15 protein-coding genes and 4 pseudogenes are annotated in these 18,983 nt (G+C 62.8%); 12 read left to right on the top strand and 7 right to left on the bottom strand.

Annotated elements, in window-relative coordinates:
• The first annotated feature begins 203 nt into the window (after positions 1–203).
• The 10 genes and pseudogenes from OOZ51_RS19915 to OOZ51_RS19875 form a co-directional block, all read left to right on the top strand.
• Positions 204–497: a hypothetical protein gene (locus OOZ51_RS19915; RefSeq protein WP_265981525.1), complete on the top strand. Its 294-nt coding sequence runs from the start codon at positions 204–206 to the stop codon at positions 495–497.
• A 656-nt stretch (positions 498–1,153) separates the two neighbouring features.
• A pseudogene (locus OOZ51_RS22430) lies at positions 1,154–1,299 on the top strand (sugar phosphate isomerase/epimerase); the annotation flags it as partial.
• A 298-nt stretch (positions 1,300–1,597) separates the two neighbouring features.
• Positions 1,598–2,812 (top strand): ABC transporter substrate-binding protein, encoded by a 1,215-nt coding sequence (locus OOZ51_RS19910; RefSeq protein WP_265981504.1) that lies wholly within the window; start codon positions 1,598–1,600, stop codon positions 2,810–2,812.
• A 3-nt stretch (positions 2,813–2,815) separates the two neighbouring features.
• Positions 2,816–3,565: an ABC transporter ATP-binding protein gene (locus OOZ51_RS19905; RefSeq protein WP_265981524.1), complete on the top strand. Its 750-nt coding sequence runs from the start codon at positions 2,816–2,818 to the stop codon at positions 3,563–3,565.
• Positions 3,552–4,274 carry an ABC transporter ATP-binding protein gene (locus OOZ51_RS19900; protein ID WP_265981523.1) on the top strand — a complete coding sequence of 241 codons (723 nt, stop codon included), beginning with the start codon at positions 3,552–3,554 and terminating at the stop codon, positions 4,272–4,274. The genes OOZ51_RS19905 and OOZ51_RS19900 overlap by 14 nt, the downstream gene beginning before the upstream one ends.
• Complete coding sequence (locus tag OOZ51_RS19895) at positions 4,271–5,152, top strand: branched-chain amino acid ABC transporter permease (protein ID WP_265981521.1); 882 nt, start codon at positions 4,271–4,273, stop codon at positions 5,150–5,152. The genes OOZ51_RS19900 and OOZ51_RS19895 overlap by 4 nt, the downstream gene beginning before the upstream one ends.
• A gap of 80 nt (positions 5,153–5,232) precedes the next feature.
• Positions 5,233–6,228 (top strand): branched-chain amino acid ABC transporter permease, encoded by a 996-nt coding sequence (locus OOZ51_RS19890; protein ID WP_265981519.1) that lies wholly within the window; start codon positions 5,233–5,235, stop codon positions 6,226–6,228.
• Between the two features lie 204 nt (positions 6,229–6,432).
• Entirely contained in the window at positions 6,433–7,374 is a 942-nt protein-coding gene (locus OOZ51_RS19885; protein ID WP_265981518.1) for an aromatic alcohol reductase, read from the top strand.
• 347 nt (positions 7,375–7,721) lie between these two features.
• Complete coding sequence (locus OOZ51_RS19880; RefSeq protein WP_265981517.1) at positions 7,722–8,588, top strand: NAD(P)-dependent oxidoreductase; 867 nt, start codon at positions 7,722–7,724, stop codon at positions 8,586–8,588.
• A 330-nt stretch (positions 8,589–8,918) separates the two neighbouring features.
• A pseudogene (locus OOZ51_RS19875) lies at positions 8,919–9,187 on the top strand (recombinase family protein); the annotation flags it as partial.
• Between the two features lie 710 nt (positions 9,188–9,897).
• Here the strand turns inward: OOZ51_RS19875 and OOZ51_RS19870 are convergent.
• Entirely contained in the window at positions 9,898–10,521 is a 624-nt protein-coding gene (locus tag OOZ51_RS19870) for an NADPH-dependent F420 reductase (protein WP_265981516.1), read from the bottom strand.
• 323 nt (positions 10,522–10,844) lie between these two features.
• On the opposite strand from OOZ51_RS19870, the gene OOZ51_RS19865 reads away from it, so the two are divergent.
• Together OOZ51_RS19865 and OOZ51_RS19860 are read left to right on the top strand one after the other, a co-directional pair.
• Entirely contained in the window at positions 10,845–11,927 is a 1,083-nt protein-coding gene (locus OOZ51_RS19865; RefSeq protein WP_265981514.1) for a maleylacetate reductase, read from the top strand.
• Positions 11,928–11,938: 11 nt separating this feature from the next.
• Positions 11,939–12,850: a dioxygenase family protein gene (locus tag OOZ51_RS19860; protein ID WP_265981513.1), complete on the top strand. Its 912-nt coding sequence runs from the start codon at positions 11,939–11,941 to the stop codon at positions 12,848–12,850.
• 373 nt (positions 12,851–13,223) lie between these two features.
• On the opposite strand, the pseudogene OOZ51_RS19855 reads toward OOZ51_RS19860, so the two are convergent.
• From OOZ51_RS19855 to OOZ51_RS19830, 6 genes and pseudogenes are all read right to left on the bottom strand, one after another.
• Positions 13,224–13,472: pseudogene (locus OOZ51_RS19855) on the bottom strand (transposase); the annotation flags it as partial.
• 123 nt (positions 13,473–13,595) lie between these two features.
• The gene (locus OOZ51_RS19850) at positions 13,596–14,015 is read right to left on the bottom strand and encodes a DUF6262 family protein (protein WP_265981512.1); all 420 of its coding nucleotides are present in this window, start codon (positions 14,013–14,015) and stop codon (positions 13,596–13,598) included.
• Positions 14,005–16,239, bottom strand: a complete 2,235-nt coding sequence (locus tag OOZ51_RS19845) for a tyrosine-type recombinase/integrase (protein WP_265981511.1) — start codon at positions 16,237–16,239, stop codon at positions 14,005–14,007. The genes OOZ51_RS19850 and OOZ51_RS19845 overlap by 11 nt, the downstream gene beginning before the upstream one ends.
• Positions 16,240–16,243: 4 nt before the next feature.
• Positions 16,244–16,786 (bottom strand): tyrosine-type recombinase/integrase, encoded by a 543-nt coding sequence (locus tag OOZ51_RS19840; RefSeq protein WP_265981509.1) that lies wholly within the window; start codon positions 16,784–16,786, stop codon positions 16,244–16,246.
• Positions 16,787–16,915: 129 nt separating this feature from the next.
• Positions 16,916–17,425 (bottom strand): site-specific integrase, encoded by a 510-nt coding sequence (locus OOZ51_RS19835; RefSeq protein ID WP_265981507.1) that lies wholly within the window; start codon positions 17,423–17,425, stop codon positions 16,916–16,918.
• Between the two features lie 40 nt (positions 17,426–17,465).
• Positions 17,466–18,424, bottom strand: a pseudogene (locus tag OOZ51_RS19830) (IS256 family transposase); the annotation flags it as partial.
• Positions 18,425–18,983 lie beyond the last annotated feature (559 nt).

Raw genomic sequence — 18,983 nt, 5'->3', positions numbered from 1 at the left:
TCGTGAATTTCCTCCTGCGTCCATTCTCGGACACGAAACTCACACAAACACCGGACTCCTATCCGGGGACCCAACCACCTTGAAAGCCATTGCAGGTCCTCTGGAAACCCGCCATCGACCGGCCGCAGCCGCACAAAGGGATCCAATGCCGTGAACCGGTGCAGGTGCACGTCCTCCCAGCCAAAGGCCACCTGAAGCATACGGTGGCGGTCGGGCTCGCGCTGCTCGCAGCTTTCCCTGCAGCCCCGCTGTGGCTCATCGCGATCCTGATGGTCCTCGCCGGACTGGGCGGCCCCTTCGTCATGCCGCCCACCACGGCGATCCTGCTCAACAGTGTTCCACCGGGCCGCGGCGGCATCGCCTCCGGCGTATTCAACACCAGCCGTCAAGTCGGCGGCGCGCTGGCAGTCGCAGCCTTCGGCTTCATGCTCAGCAGCCATGACTCCCCCGCTTGTGAAACGGGAGCCTGCTCACCGCGGCAACCATATCGGTGCTGATTGCGGCCACTGCCCTGAAGCTGCAGACCCCGGGCACACAGGGACGGGATGATCATTTTGCAGCGGCCGATCCAAGTAGCCCAGACCTAAAGACGTGACCCGAACGCAGTGGAAGGAACCCTCATGGACATCAAGATCATCATGTCTTAAGTATCCGTGGCGGCCTGTCACCGGCGCCTCCGCTCGACCGCCGGTGCCTGTAAGCAACGGAAATGACCCTCATCCCGGAACGGCCGGCCGATCCCCTCAGGGCATCAGCCGAGGAACGGCCTACCGGTAACTTCGTCAAGCCAAACTGTAGTACCGCCTCATCCATCAGCCACATGAGGGCGTCGAGGAGGTGGTTAGCTAACTTCACGGAAGGGCAATTATCCTCGTCTTCAAAATTGGTGGGGAAAAGTAGGTGATCTCGGGGGGGCTTACTTTTTACACGCATTGCGTCTCCTTACCTCTTACCATCGCTCTCCAGTGATCCCGGTGGACAAGAAGATGCCCATCAATGCCCTGAGCTCGCAAGCCAAGGCGCGGCTGGCTGACTTGGTCGTCCACCGGCAGCATTGTTGCTGGTTGAAGGCATCATTTTCCGGCAAGGGCATCGAATCGCCTGGGGACGTATCTGCTGAACCTCGGGCGTTCATTCGTGCAGGAGCTTGACGATGTCCGGCCTGTTTACCCCGTTCACCGGCCAGTGGCCCGACCTCCCATTCGAAGAAGCGCGAAACTGGCCTCCGGCGGGGGCTACTACCGCCTGGTAATCGCAGTCTGCGCCAACCACCTGGACGCCCGGCGGTGGGAGCACCCTCGAAGCCGATCGGTCACCGCGAAGCATTCGGCCCAAACAGGGCCTCCCCCTTGATATGGCAGGACTCCGCCCCGTTCATCTCGGACTTCAAGGACCGGATCTGCCACTTGGACTGCAAGGACACCAAGGTCCTCCAAACATCGCAACACGCCTCAGATCAGCTGTCGGAGAAATCGGTTGCTTGCCACCGTCAGTCCAGTATCAGTTATTTTTTTCTATTGACGTGTGCGCTATTACTCTCTAGTGTTTCGGCTAGCAGAATGCTGATTCCACGATACGGATTACGGAACGGAGTTTCATGAAGATCCATAAGCAGCCTTCGGGGGTGGTGGTGGCATGTTTCGCTGCCGCGATGCTGGTCTTGTCGGCGTGCTCCCCGAGCGGGAGCAGCGCGTCCAAGGATGAGAAGGGCCCGCTCGTGATCGGGGCCGCCGTCGGGCTGACCGGTGTGCTCAAGGATTACGACGGACCGGTCCTCGACGTGGTCAAGTACTCGATCGATCAGCTCAACGCCAAGGGCGGCATCGACGGCCGCCAGGTGGATCTCAAGGTCCTGGACACAAAGTCTGATGTGGCGCGGGGTGGGCAGGTCGCGCAGCAACTCATCGACGACGGCGCCAAGATCATGATCGTCAGCAAAGACTTTGACTTTGGCAGCCCTGCTGCTTCCGTCGCGCAGAAGAACGGCATGGTCAGCATCTCGCTGGGTGCGGCGTCTCCAAAATTCGGTGTTCAGGGCATCGGAGACAAGGCGTACTCATTCGCCCCGTCCGCTGGAAACGCCGGAACCGTGCTGGCGACGTTCTGCAAGGAGAACGGTTACACCAAGGCTTTCACGCTTTTGGATGACACCCTCTCGTATACCCGAGGCGTGAACTCAGCCTTCACAAAGTTCTTCACGAACGGCGGCGGCACCGTCGTCGGCACCGACACCTTCAAGAATGACGACAGCTCGATCGCCGTTCAGATCAACAAGATCAAGGCCGCTGCCCCCGACGTGCTGTTCCTTGCCTCCTACCCGCCTGGTGGCGCATCAGCACTGCGGCAGATCCGCGCCGCGGGCATCGACATCCCCATCCTCTCGGGAGACCCGTTCGACGGCACTAGCTGGAACAGCGCGGTTCCGGATCTCAACAATTTCTACCACACCGCAACCGTCTCGTCATACAAAGACGACGCCGACCCGGCCGTGAACGAATGGCTGGACAAATACTCGAAAACGACAGGAACCACCCTGACCAACGGCGGCGGCCCAGTAGTCGGCGACACAATCGTCCAGGCACTCAAGCTCGCGATCGAAAAAACCGGCAGTACGGACGGTGCGAAGATCGCAGCGGTATGGAACACATTCACAGACCAGCCGTTCCTCACCGGCACCGTTACCTTCACCCCCCAAGCACACATCCCCCTGAACAGCCCGCTCAGGATCATCAAATACACCAACGGCAAGCCCGGCTACATAAAAACCGTCACACCATCGGTCCCCGCCTCCATCACCGACGGAATCGGCTGACACATGAACCAACCCCAACCGCAGGAACTTGCCGTCGACAACGTGTGCGTATCGTTCGGCCAGCTCAAGGCGTGTGACGTCGTTTCCTTCAAGATCAGCCAAGGAGAAACCCTCGGCCTGATCGGACCAAACGGCAGCGGAAAGACGACGATGGTAAACGTCATCACCGGGTTCCAGCGCCCTACGTCAGGGCGCGTGCGGATCGGCGACCGGGACATCACCCGTTTGCGCCCGGAAGCGAGGGTCGCGGCCGGCGTATCTCGCACCTTTCAGGCCGTCCGGCTCTTTGGCCGGCTCACGGTGGCGGAGAACATCGAGGTCGGAGCTCGGGGCGTGGGAGCCTCCAGGCGAGTCGCGCGCGACAGGGCCACGCAATTGATGGAGCAACTTGGGCTCGACCACCTATCCCAAGTCCAATCGTCCAGTTTGCCCTACGGATCAGAGCGTCGCGTCGCCCTGGCCCGCGCCCTCGCAACGGATCCAAAATTCATGCTCCTCGACGAGCCTGCGGCAGGCCTTGACGAGAGCGAAACAGACGACCTTGCCTCGGCACTGATCGACGTACGCGACACCAAGGGCTGCGGCCTGCTCGTGATCGAGCACGATATGCGCCTGATCACAAAAGTCTGTAACCAGGTGCACGTCCTTGCAGCCGGCCGAACTCTGGCTGTGGGTGAACCGCAGGTCGTCGTTCGCGATCCGGCCGTTGTCGAGGCTTATCTTGGAGCGGAGGCCCCCCATGTCTCGTCTTGAACTGAGCGACCTGCATGTCCGATACGGTGCAGTTGCAGCACTACGCGGCGTGGATCTCGTCGTAGAGTCTGGCACCATCCTCGCTCTTATCGGGCCGAACGGCGCAGGCAAGTCCACGACCCTCTTGGCGATGGCCGGTGCTTGCGAAGGCAAGGTATCGGGCCGGATCGTTTTCAACGGGAATGACATTTCCCTGCACTCGCCCGAGAAACGGACGCGGGCGGGCATCGCGCTCGTGCCCGAAGGGCGCCGTATTTTCACCAAGTTGTCCGTCGAGCAGAATCTGACGGTCGCGCGCGCAGGTCGCGCCGATCGTGCTGAGGTGGAGGTTGAAGAGATATATGAACGATTTCCTGTGCTCGGCGACTTCGCCAGCAGGCAGGCAGGTCTGCTCTCTGGCGGGCAACAGCAACAGCTCGCGATCGGGCGTGCCCTCATGATGCGTCCGACCGTACTCCTCCTCGACGAGCCCTCGCTAGGACTCTCGCCCAAGATCGTCGAGGAAGTGTTCCAGACTGTCGTCACACTGCGGGACGAAGGCATGACTATCGTGCTCGTCGAGCAGAACGCGAAGCGCGCCGCTGAACTGGCGGATGTGACCTACGTGATGCGACACGGCAAGCTGGAGGGCAAGGGAGCGACGGCGGTGACCGAGGAATTGGCCCAAGCCTTCTTCTCGGCTCGTGGCGACGAACGGACTTCCTCATGACATTGCTGCAGAACATCATCACGGGCATCAGTGTCGGCGGACTCTATTCCTTGTACGCCCTCGGGATCGCAGTGGTCTACGGTGTTGCCGGCATCATCAACTTCGCCCACGGCTACTTCATCGCTTTCGCGGCATACGTGTTGCTGGCTTTGGCTGGCGTCCCGGTGTTGGTGGCGATCGTCTGCGCTCTTGCAGCGGGCATCGCCATCGCCGTGGCGACAGAGCGTGGCGTCTTCCGCTTCGCTCGAGGTGCCGACCCCGGCACGCTCCTGGTTCTCGCATTCGCGGTCGCACTGGCGATCAAAAGCCTGCTCACCCTCGTCGCGGGCAGCGACACGGTGTCGACCTCGTTCGGGTCGGAGCTGGCAAAGCCGCTTCAGATTGGGAGCTTGAGCATCGTGTGGATCGATCTTGTGACCATCGTGGTTGCCGGAGTGATGCTCGCAGGGCTGGCTCTGCTTCTCAACCGAACCCCCGTCGGGGTGCAGTTGAGGGCTGCTGCGGAGGACTTCACGATGGCGCGCCTCGTCGGAGTGCGGTCAAACCGCGTGATGATGGTCGCGTTCGCCGTAAGTGGCTTGCTGGCCGGCGCCGGCGGGCTACTGCTCGTAGCCCGCTCGGGGACCCTTACTCCCACGAGCGGCCTCCAGCCTGTGCTCATTGCGTTCGTCGCGGTGGTCATTGGTGGGCTTGGCAGTCTCCCTGGTGCGGTTGCGGGTGGGTTCTTGCTCGGCGGCACGACAGTGGCGCTTCAGGTGCTGCTACCCGAGGAAATCCGCCCGTATCGCGATGCGATTCTGTACACGCTCGTCATCGTAATCCTGACATTCCGCCCGCAGGGCCTACTGCCCTCGGCTAACGAGAGGTCGCGCGTGTGAACACCCGACAGAATCCTGTTCCCAGCTGGTTGGCAGCGGCAGGGCCGACCGCAGGCCTTGTCGTACCATTGGCAGTACTGGTGGCCCTTCTCTCGCTCGGCAATCCGGCGCTTTCGAGCGTCGCCATCGGCGGGCTTGCCAACGTGGTCATGGCTGTCGGCCTCTATACCTTCTGGGGAATCTCCGGAGTACTCTCGTTCGGTCATATAGCCTTCGTGTCAGTAGGCGCATATACGTCGGCGCTCCTGACGATCCCGCTGACTACAAGAGCGTTCGTGCTTCCCGATCTGCCAGGTGTGTTGGCAAACACAGAGACATCATTCGTGGTAGCGACGATAGTCGCGGCCGTCGTCGCCGCTGCATTTTCGGCACTCGTCGCGATTCCGATGATGCGTCTATCGGGTCACGCCGCCGGAATCTCATCCTTCGCTTTACTGATCGTCGTCCTTAACGTCACCACGAACTGGACCAGCGTCACTGGAGGCCTCGGCACCCTCACAGGTATCCCGACCGACCTAACGTTGTGGGGTGCGTACGCCTGGGCGGCGGTCGTCATCGTTGTGGCGGCAGCCTACGGTAGCTCCCCGTCCGGAAGACGACTAAGGGCTTCGCGCGAGGACGAGATCGCAGCCCAGGCTGTCGGTGTAAAAGTGCACCGTGAGCGTCGGGTGGCCTTCGTTCTCAGCGGTGCCATAATGGGCGTTGCAGGCTCGATGTACGCGCATTGGCTTGGATCTTTCGGGCCGACTGACTTCTACATGGACCTAACCTTCGTGATTGTGGTGATGCTGATCATCGGCGGTCTTCGGAGTCTGTTCGGCGCTGTGAGTGGGGCGGTCGTCGTATCAGTTCTCGTCTGGGTGCTCGCACGCTGGGAGTCGGGGCAGTCGGTTGCATTCCTGTCGATCCCCCTGCCCCGCGGCTTCTCAGATCTTGTGCTTGCACTCATCCTTGTAGTGATCCTGCTGCGTAGACCGGATGGACTCACGCAGTCGCGCGAACTGTCGTGGCCAGGCCGAAAACGAAAGACTCAGCGCGCTGCCGACGTTGAACTCGTCGAACAAGAAGCCGGCTGAGACGCAGCGGCGGGGTCATCGGCGAACACAGAGTGCTTAGGGCAGACACCCGCTTCGGGACCGCGGCCATACTGAGCTCCGCGCTTTGAGTCGCTGTTGACCCAGGCTAGGTAATCGATCGGCTGACAGCCGACCGCCATTCCGCCGTTGCCGGATGAAAAAACACTGATGACCACACATAAAATCAAGTAAGGAAAACCACCAATGGCAAACGCAAGTTCAATTCCGAACTCTCGAGATATCCTCATCATTGGGGCGGGAGAGCTCGGCATGCCGGTTCTGCGCAATGTTGCGCGCCGAGCGCGAGACGTGGAGGGTGCGACCGTTAGTGTTCTGGTGCGGGCGAGCACCGTCAATTCGACGGTTCCGGACAAGCAGCGCGACATCGCCGAGATCCGCAGCCTCGGAGTCGAGATCGTCGAGGGCGACCTGATCAAGAATTCCATTGACGAACTCGCATCGCTGTTCGCGAACTATGACACCGTTATCGGATGCACGGGGATTACCGCCGGACTCGAAACGCCAATGAAGGTTGCGCACGCGGCGCTTCAGGCCAAGCTCCCGCGCTATTTCCCGTGGCAGTTCGGCGTCGACTTCGAAATTATCGGCCGCGGAAGCCCGCAGGACATTTTCGACTCGCAGCTGGACGTGCGCGAATTGCTGCGATCGCAGACCGAAACCGAATGGGTCATCATCTCGACCGGCATGTTCATGAACTACCTCTTCGAACCGAACTCCGGCATGGTCGACCTGCGGAAGGACACGGTCAACGCCCTGGGAAGCCTGGGCACAGCCGTCACCGTGACGACGCCCGAGGATATTGGGGTCCTGACGGCGGAGATTCTCTTCACCGAACCCCGGATTCGAAACGAGATCGTGTACCTCGCCGGCGACACCATCACTTACGGAGAGTTGGCGGACACTCTGGAGTCAGTGCTCCAGCGCCCGTTCAAACGAGTGGAGTGGACGGTGCAATTCCTGTTGGACCAGCTCGCCAGCGACCCAGACAACATGACGAGCAAGTATCGCGCTGTGTTCGCGCAGGGCCGAGGGGTGGCATGGGACAAGAGCGATACGTTTAATGTCCGCCACCTCATTCCCGTAACCAACCTGCGAGACTGGATCGGGGAGAATCTCGCAGTTTGAAACGACGGGGAGTAGTCGCTCTTCGCCGTGGCGGCTTTAGTCTCGGCCGTCCTCGGAGATGGCCCAGACCCGCTCGGCCGGTTTCTGTCGGCCGTGGACGGTCCCCCGTTCGGGAGAGCCGTTAGCTCGCGACGCTGGCGCGTTGTCAGGTCATACTCGCCAGCGTCGCGTTATCGCTTGCTCCGCTCCCGCAACCCCGGTTCGAGCGTGCAGAAGAGCGTTAGTTCTGCAGGTCGAACGTGGGAGCGCCGCCGTCGACCTTTTGTGTAATTGGAGTGCAGCTGCGTCGCCCGTGATCGACGCGATCACGGCCGTTTGAGAGCGGCCGGAGGAGCCGGAGGAATAACATGACAGAGGCCGGATATCTGGGGCTTGGCCGGATGGGATCGTCAATTGCGCGCCGGATGCTCGATTCGGGCATCGATCTGACAGTGTGGAACCGAAGCCGATCCGTCGCGCAGGATGATCTTGTTGCCGCCGGCGCCGTAGTGGCCGAAACGGCGGCCGAGGCGCTTGCCAAGCCTGTCTCCTTCTCGATGCTCGCGGACGACAGCGCAGCCGAGATGGTGCTTAGCCGCGAGAGCATCGGCGCGGCGGGCGGTCCGCGAATCCACGCGAACATGGCCTCGGTTAGCGCTGAGATGGGCGCGCGCCTTTCGCGCCGATTCGCGGATGCCGGAGTAGCCTACGTTGCCGCCCCCGTGTTGGGTCGACCCGAAGTGGCCGCCGAGGGGAAGCTAAACATCCTCTTGGGCGGCCCGTCGGATGCACTCGACGCCATCGACAGGTACTTAGCGCCCTGCAGTGTCAAGCGGTGGCGGTTAGGTAATGAGCCGCGGCAGGCGAATGCGGTCAAGATTTCAATGAATCTGATGGTCCTGCATGCGGTGGCCTCCATGAGTGAAGGCATCGCGCTCGTAGAGGCGGAAGGTGTTTCGGCCCGTGAGTTCGTCGACCTCTTCACCAGCACCTTCTTCGGAGGAGTCGTGCACTCGGTCTACGGCGGCATCATCGCTGACCGCTGCTACGAACCCCCAGGCTTCACGGTCGCCCTGGGGCTTAAGGATCTGAGCCTCGCGGAGCGCCTCGCGGCGGAGTCGCGGCTGGAGCTTCCTCTTACCCCGGCAATCCGAGCCCGCTTCGAGACCGCTCTCGCTGACGCGCAGCTTGCACATTTGGACTGGTCAGCCATTGCGGAGCTCGGTCGTCGCTAGGCGATGCCGAACTGACCGCCTGCGGATTAATAGGGCTGGGGTGACCGTGTGCAACATTCAGGCCAGAGGTGCGAATGCCGATTTCTCGTGCGATCGGTGTCGCCTGCGCCACGAGCGGCAGGCCCTCGGACCGAGTATGACAAAAGGCGGACATGCGCTCGGTATTCAATAAGCCTGGTCTCAGGGTGGAGACGGGAAAGACGCAGCCGTTGGTCCCGGCGCACGCCCTGCTTCGTCACATTTCGGTCGAGTGGCAGTATTTCTCTCAAAACAAGCTGATGTGCGACATGGGCTTGGAGTACGCACGCATGCATCCTGTCCTGTGAGACCGACTCCCCCACCGCCAACCTTATGCTCCCCGACGTGGGTGCCTTCGCCGAAGTCGAGCGCTCCTTGATCAGGGAACGTCAACGCGAGGGCATCGCCCTGGCCACACGGCGCAGCGCCCCAAAGGACGGAAGAAGACCCTGACAGCCGAGAGGGCGGCCGGACTGAACCAACCCGCCGGCAGCGGCATCCCGAAAGTCGTCCTCGCACATGAATACGGAATCCGTAGGGTAACGGTCTACCAGTACCTTCGGCAGGCAAGACTTCCGTGATTTCATCCTCTCCCCCGGGTACGTCCAGGGTGACGCAGCCGGTTAGCCCACCCGCCCCGCGTGTGTTCCCAACCAATTTTAAGGTTCACCGAGCGGGGTTGACCACGGAAGTTTCGCCAATACCAAGGCCTGCGGGCGGTTCCTGCGTCTTCGACTGATCGACTGTTTACGTGACAGCTTCAGCCACGAATGGCGTGACGAAGACGCCATTGAATGGCTCGAACCAGTCCCGGCTGACATTGGTCCATGGCGTCCTGGTATAAGCAGACCGCTGTCCACGTCCTCAAACATCAGCTCTTCGAGCTTGCCCCGCCAATCGTTCGCTAGATCCAGGTCGTAGGAGTCCTGAACGACTGACACCTGGTCAAGAACGCAGCCCAGCGCCAGCTCCTGGGGGATGCAGGAAGGGCGGCTCTATCCTCTGACCTATTGGACAAAGCCAACAGCGCAATTCTGAGCTCGCCTGGGCAGCAGACCGGACAACATGAAGGTATTGGCGATGTCCCCTCGATCAATCGATCGGGAAGCATTCTCGGCCCGGAAGATCCCCAAAGAGCCTTAAAAGGTCGGTGGCCTCTTCACCCACTACCAGTTCCGCAAGGGGTCGCATCAGCTGGTCCAGGTTCGTCCCGAACGGTAGTGCACTAGCCCCTGAATAGCCGGAGAGGACCTTGGGGCGTCGGAGCCAGCCTATCTTGCAGCCAGGACCTTTAGCGTAGAGTTCCACTGGAAATCCGGGAGCTGATCGTTGGCAGAGAGAAGGATGTGGAGGAACCCGGTTGCTCAAGCTGCTGGGCGCGGCGCTGGGTTCCAACGACAATCGGGGTAAGACCGGCAGCAACAACGAATTCGACCACGGCCTCGATTGCGGCTTGGTCGTCGCCGGCGATCAGCACATCTAGGGGTTGCCCGCCAACGGTCCCTTCTGCCAGCGTGGCGGCGAAGGTTGTATTGAATGCCTTGACCACCTTCGCAGTGGTAGCTTTTTGAAGCTCTTCCGTCGCGGAGCTACCGGCAGGTACCGTGAGGCCATCGAAGGTGGAGAAGTCGACCGGGTTCGTGATGTCAACATAGACCTTCCCCGTCAGTGAATCACCATAGAGGGCGACGATATCTCTCGCGGCGTCGAAGAATACAGCCGGAATCACGATCTCGCTGGTCAGCACATCGCCCACAACCCCAGTGGATACACTGCCTCCAAGTTCGGCTGCGAGAGCCTCTGCCGTGCCTTTGTCCTTGTGTGCCAGAAGCTGCAGACTCTTTCCGGCCGCGACCGCTCGGGTGGCCAGACCGAGGGCCATGTTGCCGGTTCCGATAATGGTGATGTCAGTCATTTTTTCCTTCTGCTAGTACTGGGTAGGAGGCGCTCTTGTGAGGGAAGGTGGTCCATCTACCCCTGGCTGTGGTATCTCAAGCGTGAGCATCTGCTGGAGCTTAGTTGACGCTTCAACAAGTGTCGCGCCCTGCCACCTTCCCGTCAAGTGCTACTTAACATATCTTGTCTAGTTAGGATGGTTCGGGTCGATATTCTCATTCACCCCTTGCCACGTCCTAACGACATGGGACCATTCGTGTTAAATTGTACTGAACGCGTGAACATGCCTCCGCGAGGACGCGGGCGCGCGGAGAATATTGCTAGAGATCAAGGGAGAAGTCCATGGGACTGGTTTTTGATCACCTGACGCTCGGTCAGCGAGTTCTGTTCGGGTCGGGGAAGGCCTCCGAGCACCTGACCGCTGAGGTGGTCCGGCTTGCTGCTAGGCGGGTGATGGTGATCGCGGCATCGTCAGAGGTGGAGATCGCCCGTTCCATCACCTCAGGGATCAGGGTGGAGCTGTGGTATGACGAGGTTGTGATGCATGTGCCGGTCAGGGTCGCAGAGAGGGCACGGGCAGCCGCGACAAGGGCGGGAATCGATCTGATCGTCAGCGTGGGCGGCGGATCGACGACCGGCCTGGCAAAGGCTATCGCGCTCACCGAAGGAATCCCTATCATCGCTGTACCCACCACCTACGCGGGCTCGGAGGCCACCAACGTGTGGGGCGTGACCGAGGGTGCCCGAAAAGGCACTGGAGTGGACGACCAGGTACTGCCCGTGACAGTGGTGTACGACGCTTCCCTGACCCTGTCGCTGCCGGTTGGCCTGTCGGTCGCATCGGGGCTGAACGGGCTGGCGCACTGCGTGGACTCACTCTGGGGGCCCCGGGCGGACCCGATCAACGCAGCGATCGCCGCGGAGGGCATCCGCGCCCTGGCCGAGGGACTACCGGCCATCGTGGCCGATCCCGCAGGTCTTGAGGGCCGGGAGCAGGCCCTCTACGGGGCCTACCTCGCCGCAGTCTCCTTCGCCTCGGCCGGGTCCGGGATGCACCACAAAATCTGCCATGTCCTCGGCGGGACCTTCGACCTCCCTCACGCCCAGACCCACGCCACCGTCCTGCCCTACGTGCTCGCCTTCAACGCTCCCTACGCCGCCGACGCCGCCTCCCGGATCGCGGCCGGATTCGGCGCCGCCGACGCCCTCGAGGGCCTCCAGGCGCTGCGCGAGAAGCTGGATGCCCCCCGCGCCCTGGCCGACTACGGGTTCACCGAGGACGGCATCGCTAAAGCCGTCCAGATCGCACTCCCCGCCATCCCGGCCTCCAATCCGCGCCCCGTCACCGAGGCCAACCTCACCGCACTGCTGCACGCGGCCATGACCGGCCAGGACCCCAAGACGCTCACCGACGAGCTCAGTTAAGGACAAGCACCATGATCGAGAAAACCACAGCACCAGCCCCTGCGGTCTCACCGGATCAGGCCGCGATCGAGCAGGCCCTCACCGACCAGGTCGTCGCCTCCTTCGCCAACACCCCCGACCCGCGCCTGCGCCAGCTCATGCAGGCCCTGACCCGGCATCTGCACGCCTTCGTCCGCGAGGTCCGTCTCAGCGAGGACGAGTGGAACAAAGTGATCGAGTTTCTTACCGCAGCCGGGCACATCACCGACGACAGGCGCCAGGAGTTTGTCCTCCTCTCCGACGTCCTGGGCGCCTCGATGCAGACTATCGCGGTCAACAACGCCGCCTACAAGGACGCCACCGAGGCCACCGTGTTCGGGCCCTTCTTCGTCCAGGACGCCCCCGAGATCCCGATCGGCGGGGACATCGCCGGGAACGCGCACGGACAGCCCTGCTGGGTCGAGGGCACCGTCACCGACACCGACGGCAACACCGTCCCCGGGGCCAGGATCGAGGTCTGGGAGGCCGACGACGAGGGCTTCTACGACGTCCAGTACACCGACGGGCGCGTCGCCGGCCGCGCCCACCTCTTCGCCGACGACCAGGGGAAATACGCCTTCTGGGCCCTTACCCCCACCCCCTACCCTATCCCCCACGACGGACCCGTGGGCAAGCTGCTCGCCGCCACCGGCCGGTCCCCCATGCGGGCCTCCCACCTGCACTTCGTGGTCACCGCCCCCGGCTTGCGCACGCTCGTGACCCACATCTTCGTCTACGGCGACCCGCAGATCGAGATCGGCGACTCCGTCTTCGGCGTCAAGGACTCGCTCATCAAGGACTTCCACATCCAGAAGGCCGGCATCCCCACCCCCGACGGGCGCCTCATCGAAGGCGACTGGGCCCACACCCGCTTCGACATCGTGCTAGCGCCGGCGAAGGTGTAACCAGCCAGATCGCTCAGGGCTCACGGCTGGCGAAGCCCTTGCGCTCATCCCGAAGCGACGATCGCTAGAACTCGCCAAGCTTGTATCGACTGTGGCCACAGTCCCGACGCTTTGGCCAGCAACTGGAGCTGGCTCGCTGCGCATAGGATCCTGCCATCAGGTTTCGCTTGCGACCAGGAACTTCCGGACGATGGATTGTGCCGTTGCCGCAATGATGTGCACCTACGCTACTAGCTAGCGCTTGTCGCGGAGGATTTGTCATGCCCTCCAAAGTTCCTGCGACGCGACGGCCGATGATGCGCCTCAATTCACTACCGCAAACCTGCTAGGGTCACGTCCCGCCCAGTGGTGGAGTTTCTCGACACCGTGCGGGTCAGCTGGTTTCGATTATGCCGCAGCGAGTTCGGGAATGGGAACCACCTCCTCGACGTGCGCGGCCGTCGGCGTGCCGGGTGCGTTGAGTTCTTGCATGGACTGCTTCGGAGAGGTAGCGGCGCTCCCCGGCTTCCCACTCGTCGTGCTGTTCGACGAGGACCGCTCCGGCCAGGCGCAGCAGTGCGGCGGGGTCGGGGAACACTCCCACAACTTCGGTGCGTCGTTTGATTTCCTTGTTCACGCGCTCGATCGTTATCTTCAGTCCTGCGGGCCGGTCATGCGTCTGACATGGGCTTTTGTGTTGTGGACGGTGTCTTTGACGTCGCTTCTTGACGTGGTTCGTTCTGGTTCGTCGGCGTCTGATTGTTGTTCAAGCGTGATGTTCATGACCTGAATCGGTGCCGTGGCCGGGCTGGCTTGCTCTCCGGTCACCGAGAGCGTGGGCAAGCCGGTGACGGAGCTTGTCGTTTTCCTCTGTGAGCCTGCGGACGCGTTCGGTGGCTGCTTGCAGCCGGGCCAGCAGCGAAGCGTCGGAGGCGCGCTGGCTTGCGGGGATGGCGGGGGCGGGCGCACGCCGGGTGGCGTCGCGGAGCCTTTCAATTTCCGCGCGGAGATCGGGCTGGGTGTAGAGGAAGGCCCGCGAAACGACTGCATGGCGGGCGACGGCTTCGAAAGAAACCGGGGCACCGGCCTTGTGGAGTTCTCGTAGCGTCCGGATCGTTTTGGACCGGGCAAGTTCGTGGCGGCGGCGGGCTGTGGCGGCAAGGTGCCCGGAGTTATCAGCTGGCATTGGCTGCCCCGTCGGGCCGGACGGTTTCGTTCTCGAGCGTGCCGATGATGGTGTCGAGGTTCTCGGCGACCTGCCGGTTCATCTCGACCAGCCGGGTTTGTCCCCGGGCTTCGGCGGCGCTGATGATCTGCAGGACCTGGGTGCGGTGTTCGCGGTGCTGGGGCAGGAACTCACCGGTGGTGATGAACATCGGGCAGGTCAGGCAGGCGTTTGCGTGCGGGCAGGTCTTTTGGACCGGGAGGCCGCAGAATCCGTTGGGCAGGGCCTGGGTGGCGCGGCCCAGACGCTGCTTGGCCCAGGCAGCCTCGGCCAGTGTGCTCTCCGGGTCCAGGACGACAGTGGTGCCGCTGATGTCGATCTTCCGAGCGGTCTCCCAATGGCGGCGGATGGTGGTGTCGTGCAGGCGGGCATAGTGGGCAGTCATCTGCGGCGAGTCGTGGTCCAGAATACGGCGGACGACTTCCTGGGGAACGTCTTTGTTGATGAGCCGGGTTCCCAGGGTGTGGCGCCATTGGTGCGGGGTCAGATGCACCGGCCGGCCGTGTTCGTCGCGGATCTCGCAGCGTTCCAGCCACCGGTAGAGGGCGCCCCGGTAGGTGCCGCTGCTCATCGGCTGGAGCCCGTCCGGGTTCTTCGTCATTCTCGCGAAGAGTAGCGGGGACCGCCCGACGCTGACCTGCCGAGCGGTGATCAGGGCCCGGAGTTCCTCGTCGATCGGTACCAGTGCGTCTCGTTTCATCTTGTGGTTGAAATAGCGCAGGTACGGTGCCCGATCCGCGTCGAGCACGATGCAATCGCGTTCCAGCCGGAGACCGTCGTTCACACGCAGGCCGCAGCGGATCAGGATCAGCGTCGCCAGCCGGTGCGCGTCGTCTTCGAAACGGTGAAGATTATCCGGATGTTCGATCTGCGCCATGACCTGTTCGGCCAATGCCCGCGGCGGGCGTTCGGACCGTCGGGGATAGTCGGTGCTGAACAGCATCGCTGTGGCCGGCAGCGTCGTGTCCCATGCCTGGGCCCGGATGGCTGTGAGGAAGGCGTTGAGCTGGCTGATCTGGTCACCGTGGCGTTGCAGGCCAGCCATCTCGGTCTGAAGGTCGGCCAGATAGTGTTCGAGCACCGCCCGGTCAACGCCGGTCAGCGCCGCGACGCCTGTCCGATGGCAGAAGGGGGCGAAGCGAATCAAAGAGCGCAGGCCACGGCGGACTGTTTCCAGCACCAGTCCGGTCGACAACCGCCAGCGCACCCACCGCTTGACCAGGCCCCGTAGCCAGGGCTGCGGTATCGGGTCGAATTTCAAGATGGGGTTGCCGTCGAAGCCGAGCCGGCGCAGCTGCCAGACGTCCCGGCCGTATTCGCCTTCCCAACCTCCGGACTGGGCAAGGTCCTCGATCCGGCGACGGGCGTAGAGCAGCAGGGCACGGGGGTTGGAGTCCTTCGGGGCAGGCCGTCCGATGCTGGTCCGCCAGTGGTCTTCGGTGCGTTCCAGCAATGACGAGCCCGCCGTGCCACGGAGAAACCTCACTACCTGCATCACCACGGCAGGAGGCGTCTTGGTGCTGCGGTCACCGCGCCTGCACTGCGGCGCATACTGGAGCTCGAGTTTCAGCTGCGGCGCCAGCCCGTCCAGCCTGACGACCTGTTCCTCGAGCACCGCGTCCGGTTTGAACCTGCCGACGAACTCTTCAATATCGGGTCGTCCGTTTGCCCGCCACGTGGAATTATGGGCATGGCATAACGGTCCTGCCGCCTGAGGCCACAGGTCACAGTGCGTGACGCGGCAGACGGCACCGGCCTCAGGTTGCTTGACCGCCGGCGCGGTACTCAGCCAGCACTCCAATTCGGGCCCGCCGCTGCGTGCCCACCCGTGCGCATGCAAGGCACACATCCCGGACCGTGCGGAACCATAACCGCACCCACCGACCCGGCAGACCATGTTCGGCTGCTGCCGGTGCCACCGCGGGTCGGTCGCGGCGACGAAGGCCTCCAGATCCGGCCGCCCGGCCTTCTGCCACCGCCCGCGGTGACCGGAGCAAAGTCCATATCCTGCACGCCCCACACGGCCGCACCCGCCGACACGGCAAAGACCGGAACCGAAAATCGGATCGTCGGCAGCGAAGACGAGGATGTCGGAGCGGAACTCCCCGGTCACGACGCCCACGAGTCTTTCCAGAAGCCCCGCCCCGATCGCCTCGTGCCCGGCCGTCCGGGCCGCGGACGTCACAGGATCACCGCGCAGTGCCCGCGAACCAGCCGGCCTTCTCCAGCGCCGTGCGGGCGTCCTCGGCAGTGAGGTGCCCGTAGATGTCCATCGTCGTAGTGACCGAAGCATGCCCCAGGAGGGTCGAGACGACCTCCAGCGGCACCGAGTCCCGCAACATCCTCGTCGCGGCGGAATGCCTGAACCAATGCGGGTCGAAATCCAGGCCGGTCCGCCGCCGCAACCGCACAACCAGGTCATAAACAGTCCTGTAGGACATCGCATGGCCGACCCGGCCGCCCCAGAGATTGACGAAGACATAGTCGTTGTCCAGATCGCCGTATTCAACATGCAGATAGTCCGAATACAGGCGCAGCAGCTGCGCGCTGACCGGGACCGTCCGGGATCGTCCGGTCTTGGCCCGGGCCCCGTTCTCATTGATGCCCGCGACAACCCTGACTTCGCGCTCGGCCACCGACAGGTCATCATGGCGCAGTCCCAGCACTTCGCCGATCCGCATTCCGGTGTCAAAAAGCACCGCAAACAACAGGCGGTCCCTCAACCGGTGCACCCGTCCAGGACCGACTGGACCTCCCCGACGGTCAGTACCCCGGGGCAGCTTGGCCGGGGATTTCAGAGCAATTGCCCGGCGCTGTTGCGGGCGTCCCTTGCTGATGTGGTGCAGAAACGGCTTCCACGCCTACCTGCCGCCCGGCGCCGCCCAGGTCACCAGCAGATCTCCGAGTTCCACTCCGTGCCGCGCCTGATGCTGGTAAAACGAGCTCACTGCAGAAAGCTTCCTGTTGATGGTGCCCGGCCCGATCTGCGGGGCCATCACGGGCAACACGGCCACCTGCCCCGTCCGCCCTGCCGGCGGTAACCGGAGCCACCCGACAAACCCGCCAACGTCCTCCAGCGTGACACGGCGCCAGTCCAGGCCCCGGTACGCGAGGAAGGCGAAGAAGTCCTTCAAATCGTGTGCATACGCCTTCACAGTGTTCGGCGATCGATCGACCGCGCTCAGAAAAGCCAGATACCCCTCAAGCGGCGCAACCGAAACATCATCGTCGCCAAGCACCGTCCACGACTCGACCCGCGACCCCGGGATGATCACCCTCTGCACCAACATTGGCCCTCCAGCCTGTTCCGTAATGGATACACCGGAGATAACCATGTCCACCACGGCGATCAAAACGGCCAGAACGTCCATGCCAGACATCGAAGACACGGCGCGGAGGACTGAAGATAACCATCGGGTTGGTGGACCAGACCTGCCGCCAACGCTTCTGTGGGAACCGGCAGAACGCGAGAACGTCTTCACGGGCGTCGTGGAGCATCCGGGCGACCTTCGGGTGGGACTTACCCAGCATGCGGGCGACCTCGTCGAACTGAGTGTTCACATGCCCGGCATCGGGCTGGGCGAGCACCGTTCGAATGATCGACGCCACCATCTCCTGGGCGCCCTTGGGCACGGTCGAGAGCACGTTGCGCATGAAGTGCACGCGGCAGCGCTGCCACGATGCGCCCTGAAAGACGGTATTGATGGCCTTCTTGAGCCCGGTGTGGGCGTCGGAGATGACGAGCTTGACCCCGCCCAGGCCCCGGGACTTGAGCGAGCGGAGGAACTCCGTCCAGAACGCCTCGTTTCACTGTCGCCGACGTCGAACCCGAGCACCACCCGGTGATTCACGCGCGCCCGGCAATACGTCGCGTCAAGAAACACGTACGGGTAGCCCAAGTCGGACAAATCCCGGTCACGGAACGCGCCGACCTCCGCGTCGAGGTCGGCGCAGATCCGCGACACCTCGGACTTGGAAATCCCGGAATCAGCCCCGAGGGCCTTGACCAGATCGTCGACTTTCCGGGTTGAGACCCCGTGCAGGTACGCCTCCATCACGACAGCGAACAAGGCCTGGTCCACGCGGCGGCGCCGTTCGAGCAAGGAGGGGAAGAATGAGCCTTGCCGCAGCTTCGGGATCTTCAATTCCAGATCCCCGGCCGTCGTGGCCAAGGTCCTGGGACGCACCCCGTTGCGCCGCGTCGTGCGCTCATCGGTGCGTTCGAACGGGCCAGCGCCGATAAACGCTGTCGCTTCCGCGTCGATGAGCTCCTGGTAGAGCTTCTCCGTGGCCGAGCGAACCCGGTCCGTGACATCGGTGAGTTTCAGTTGGCCAAGCAGGTCCGACAGGGCAGACTGGTCAAGAGCCATCGTGTGTTTGTGTCCTCTCGTGAGATTCCTAGACAGTTCTCACTGACCATCGCACGATGGCTCTTCACGTCAACGAAGCGACGCTCAGAACCCGAGATTTACTCCACTATCGGGACGTCGTCCGGTCGCACAGCCGGCCGAAAAGCGGGTTAGCAAGAAGGGCGATCAGGGCACCGACGCCAGCTACGAAGCTTAGTGCCCCTGTACGGATTTCCGGAGTGGTGATCTCAGAAATTTTGACAGCCAGCACCACTAGCGCAAGCGCCAAAAGCGCCATCCATAGGCCGGTACTCGTCGTACCTTCACTCAGGCCGGGTCATGCATTTTCTCGGGCGTCGCCGATCGCTGCGTGGTAGCTTCCAGCACCTGCGTTAAGAATCCGTCCATCAAATCCGCATGATTTGTGTTGCGAGATACTTGATCACGGCGTCGCGACTCCAAGCCAGGCAGACCACACGGTTCCCACTGATGCGATTCCCCGGTAATCTGCTCCGGTAGCGCGTGACCAGACGAATCGGGTGTTCCTGTTCGGCGAGCACGTCCATGGCCCCGCCACGGG

The sequence above is a fragment of the Arthrobacter rhizophilus genome, assembly GCF_026241105.1.
In the GTDB taxonomy this organism is placed as follows: domain Bacteria; phylum Actinomycetota; class Actinomycetes; order Actinomycetales; family Micrococcaceae; genus Arthrobacter.
The sequence above is the reverse complement of the archived record's forward strand: the minus strand, read 5'-3'. Positions and strand labels throughout refer to the sequence as shown.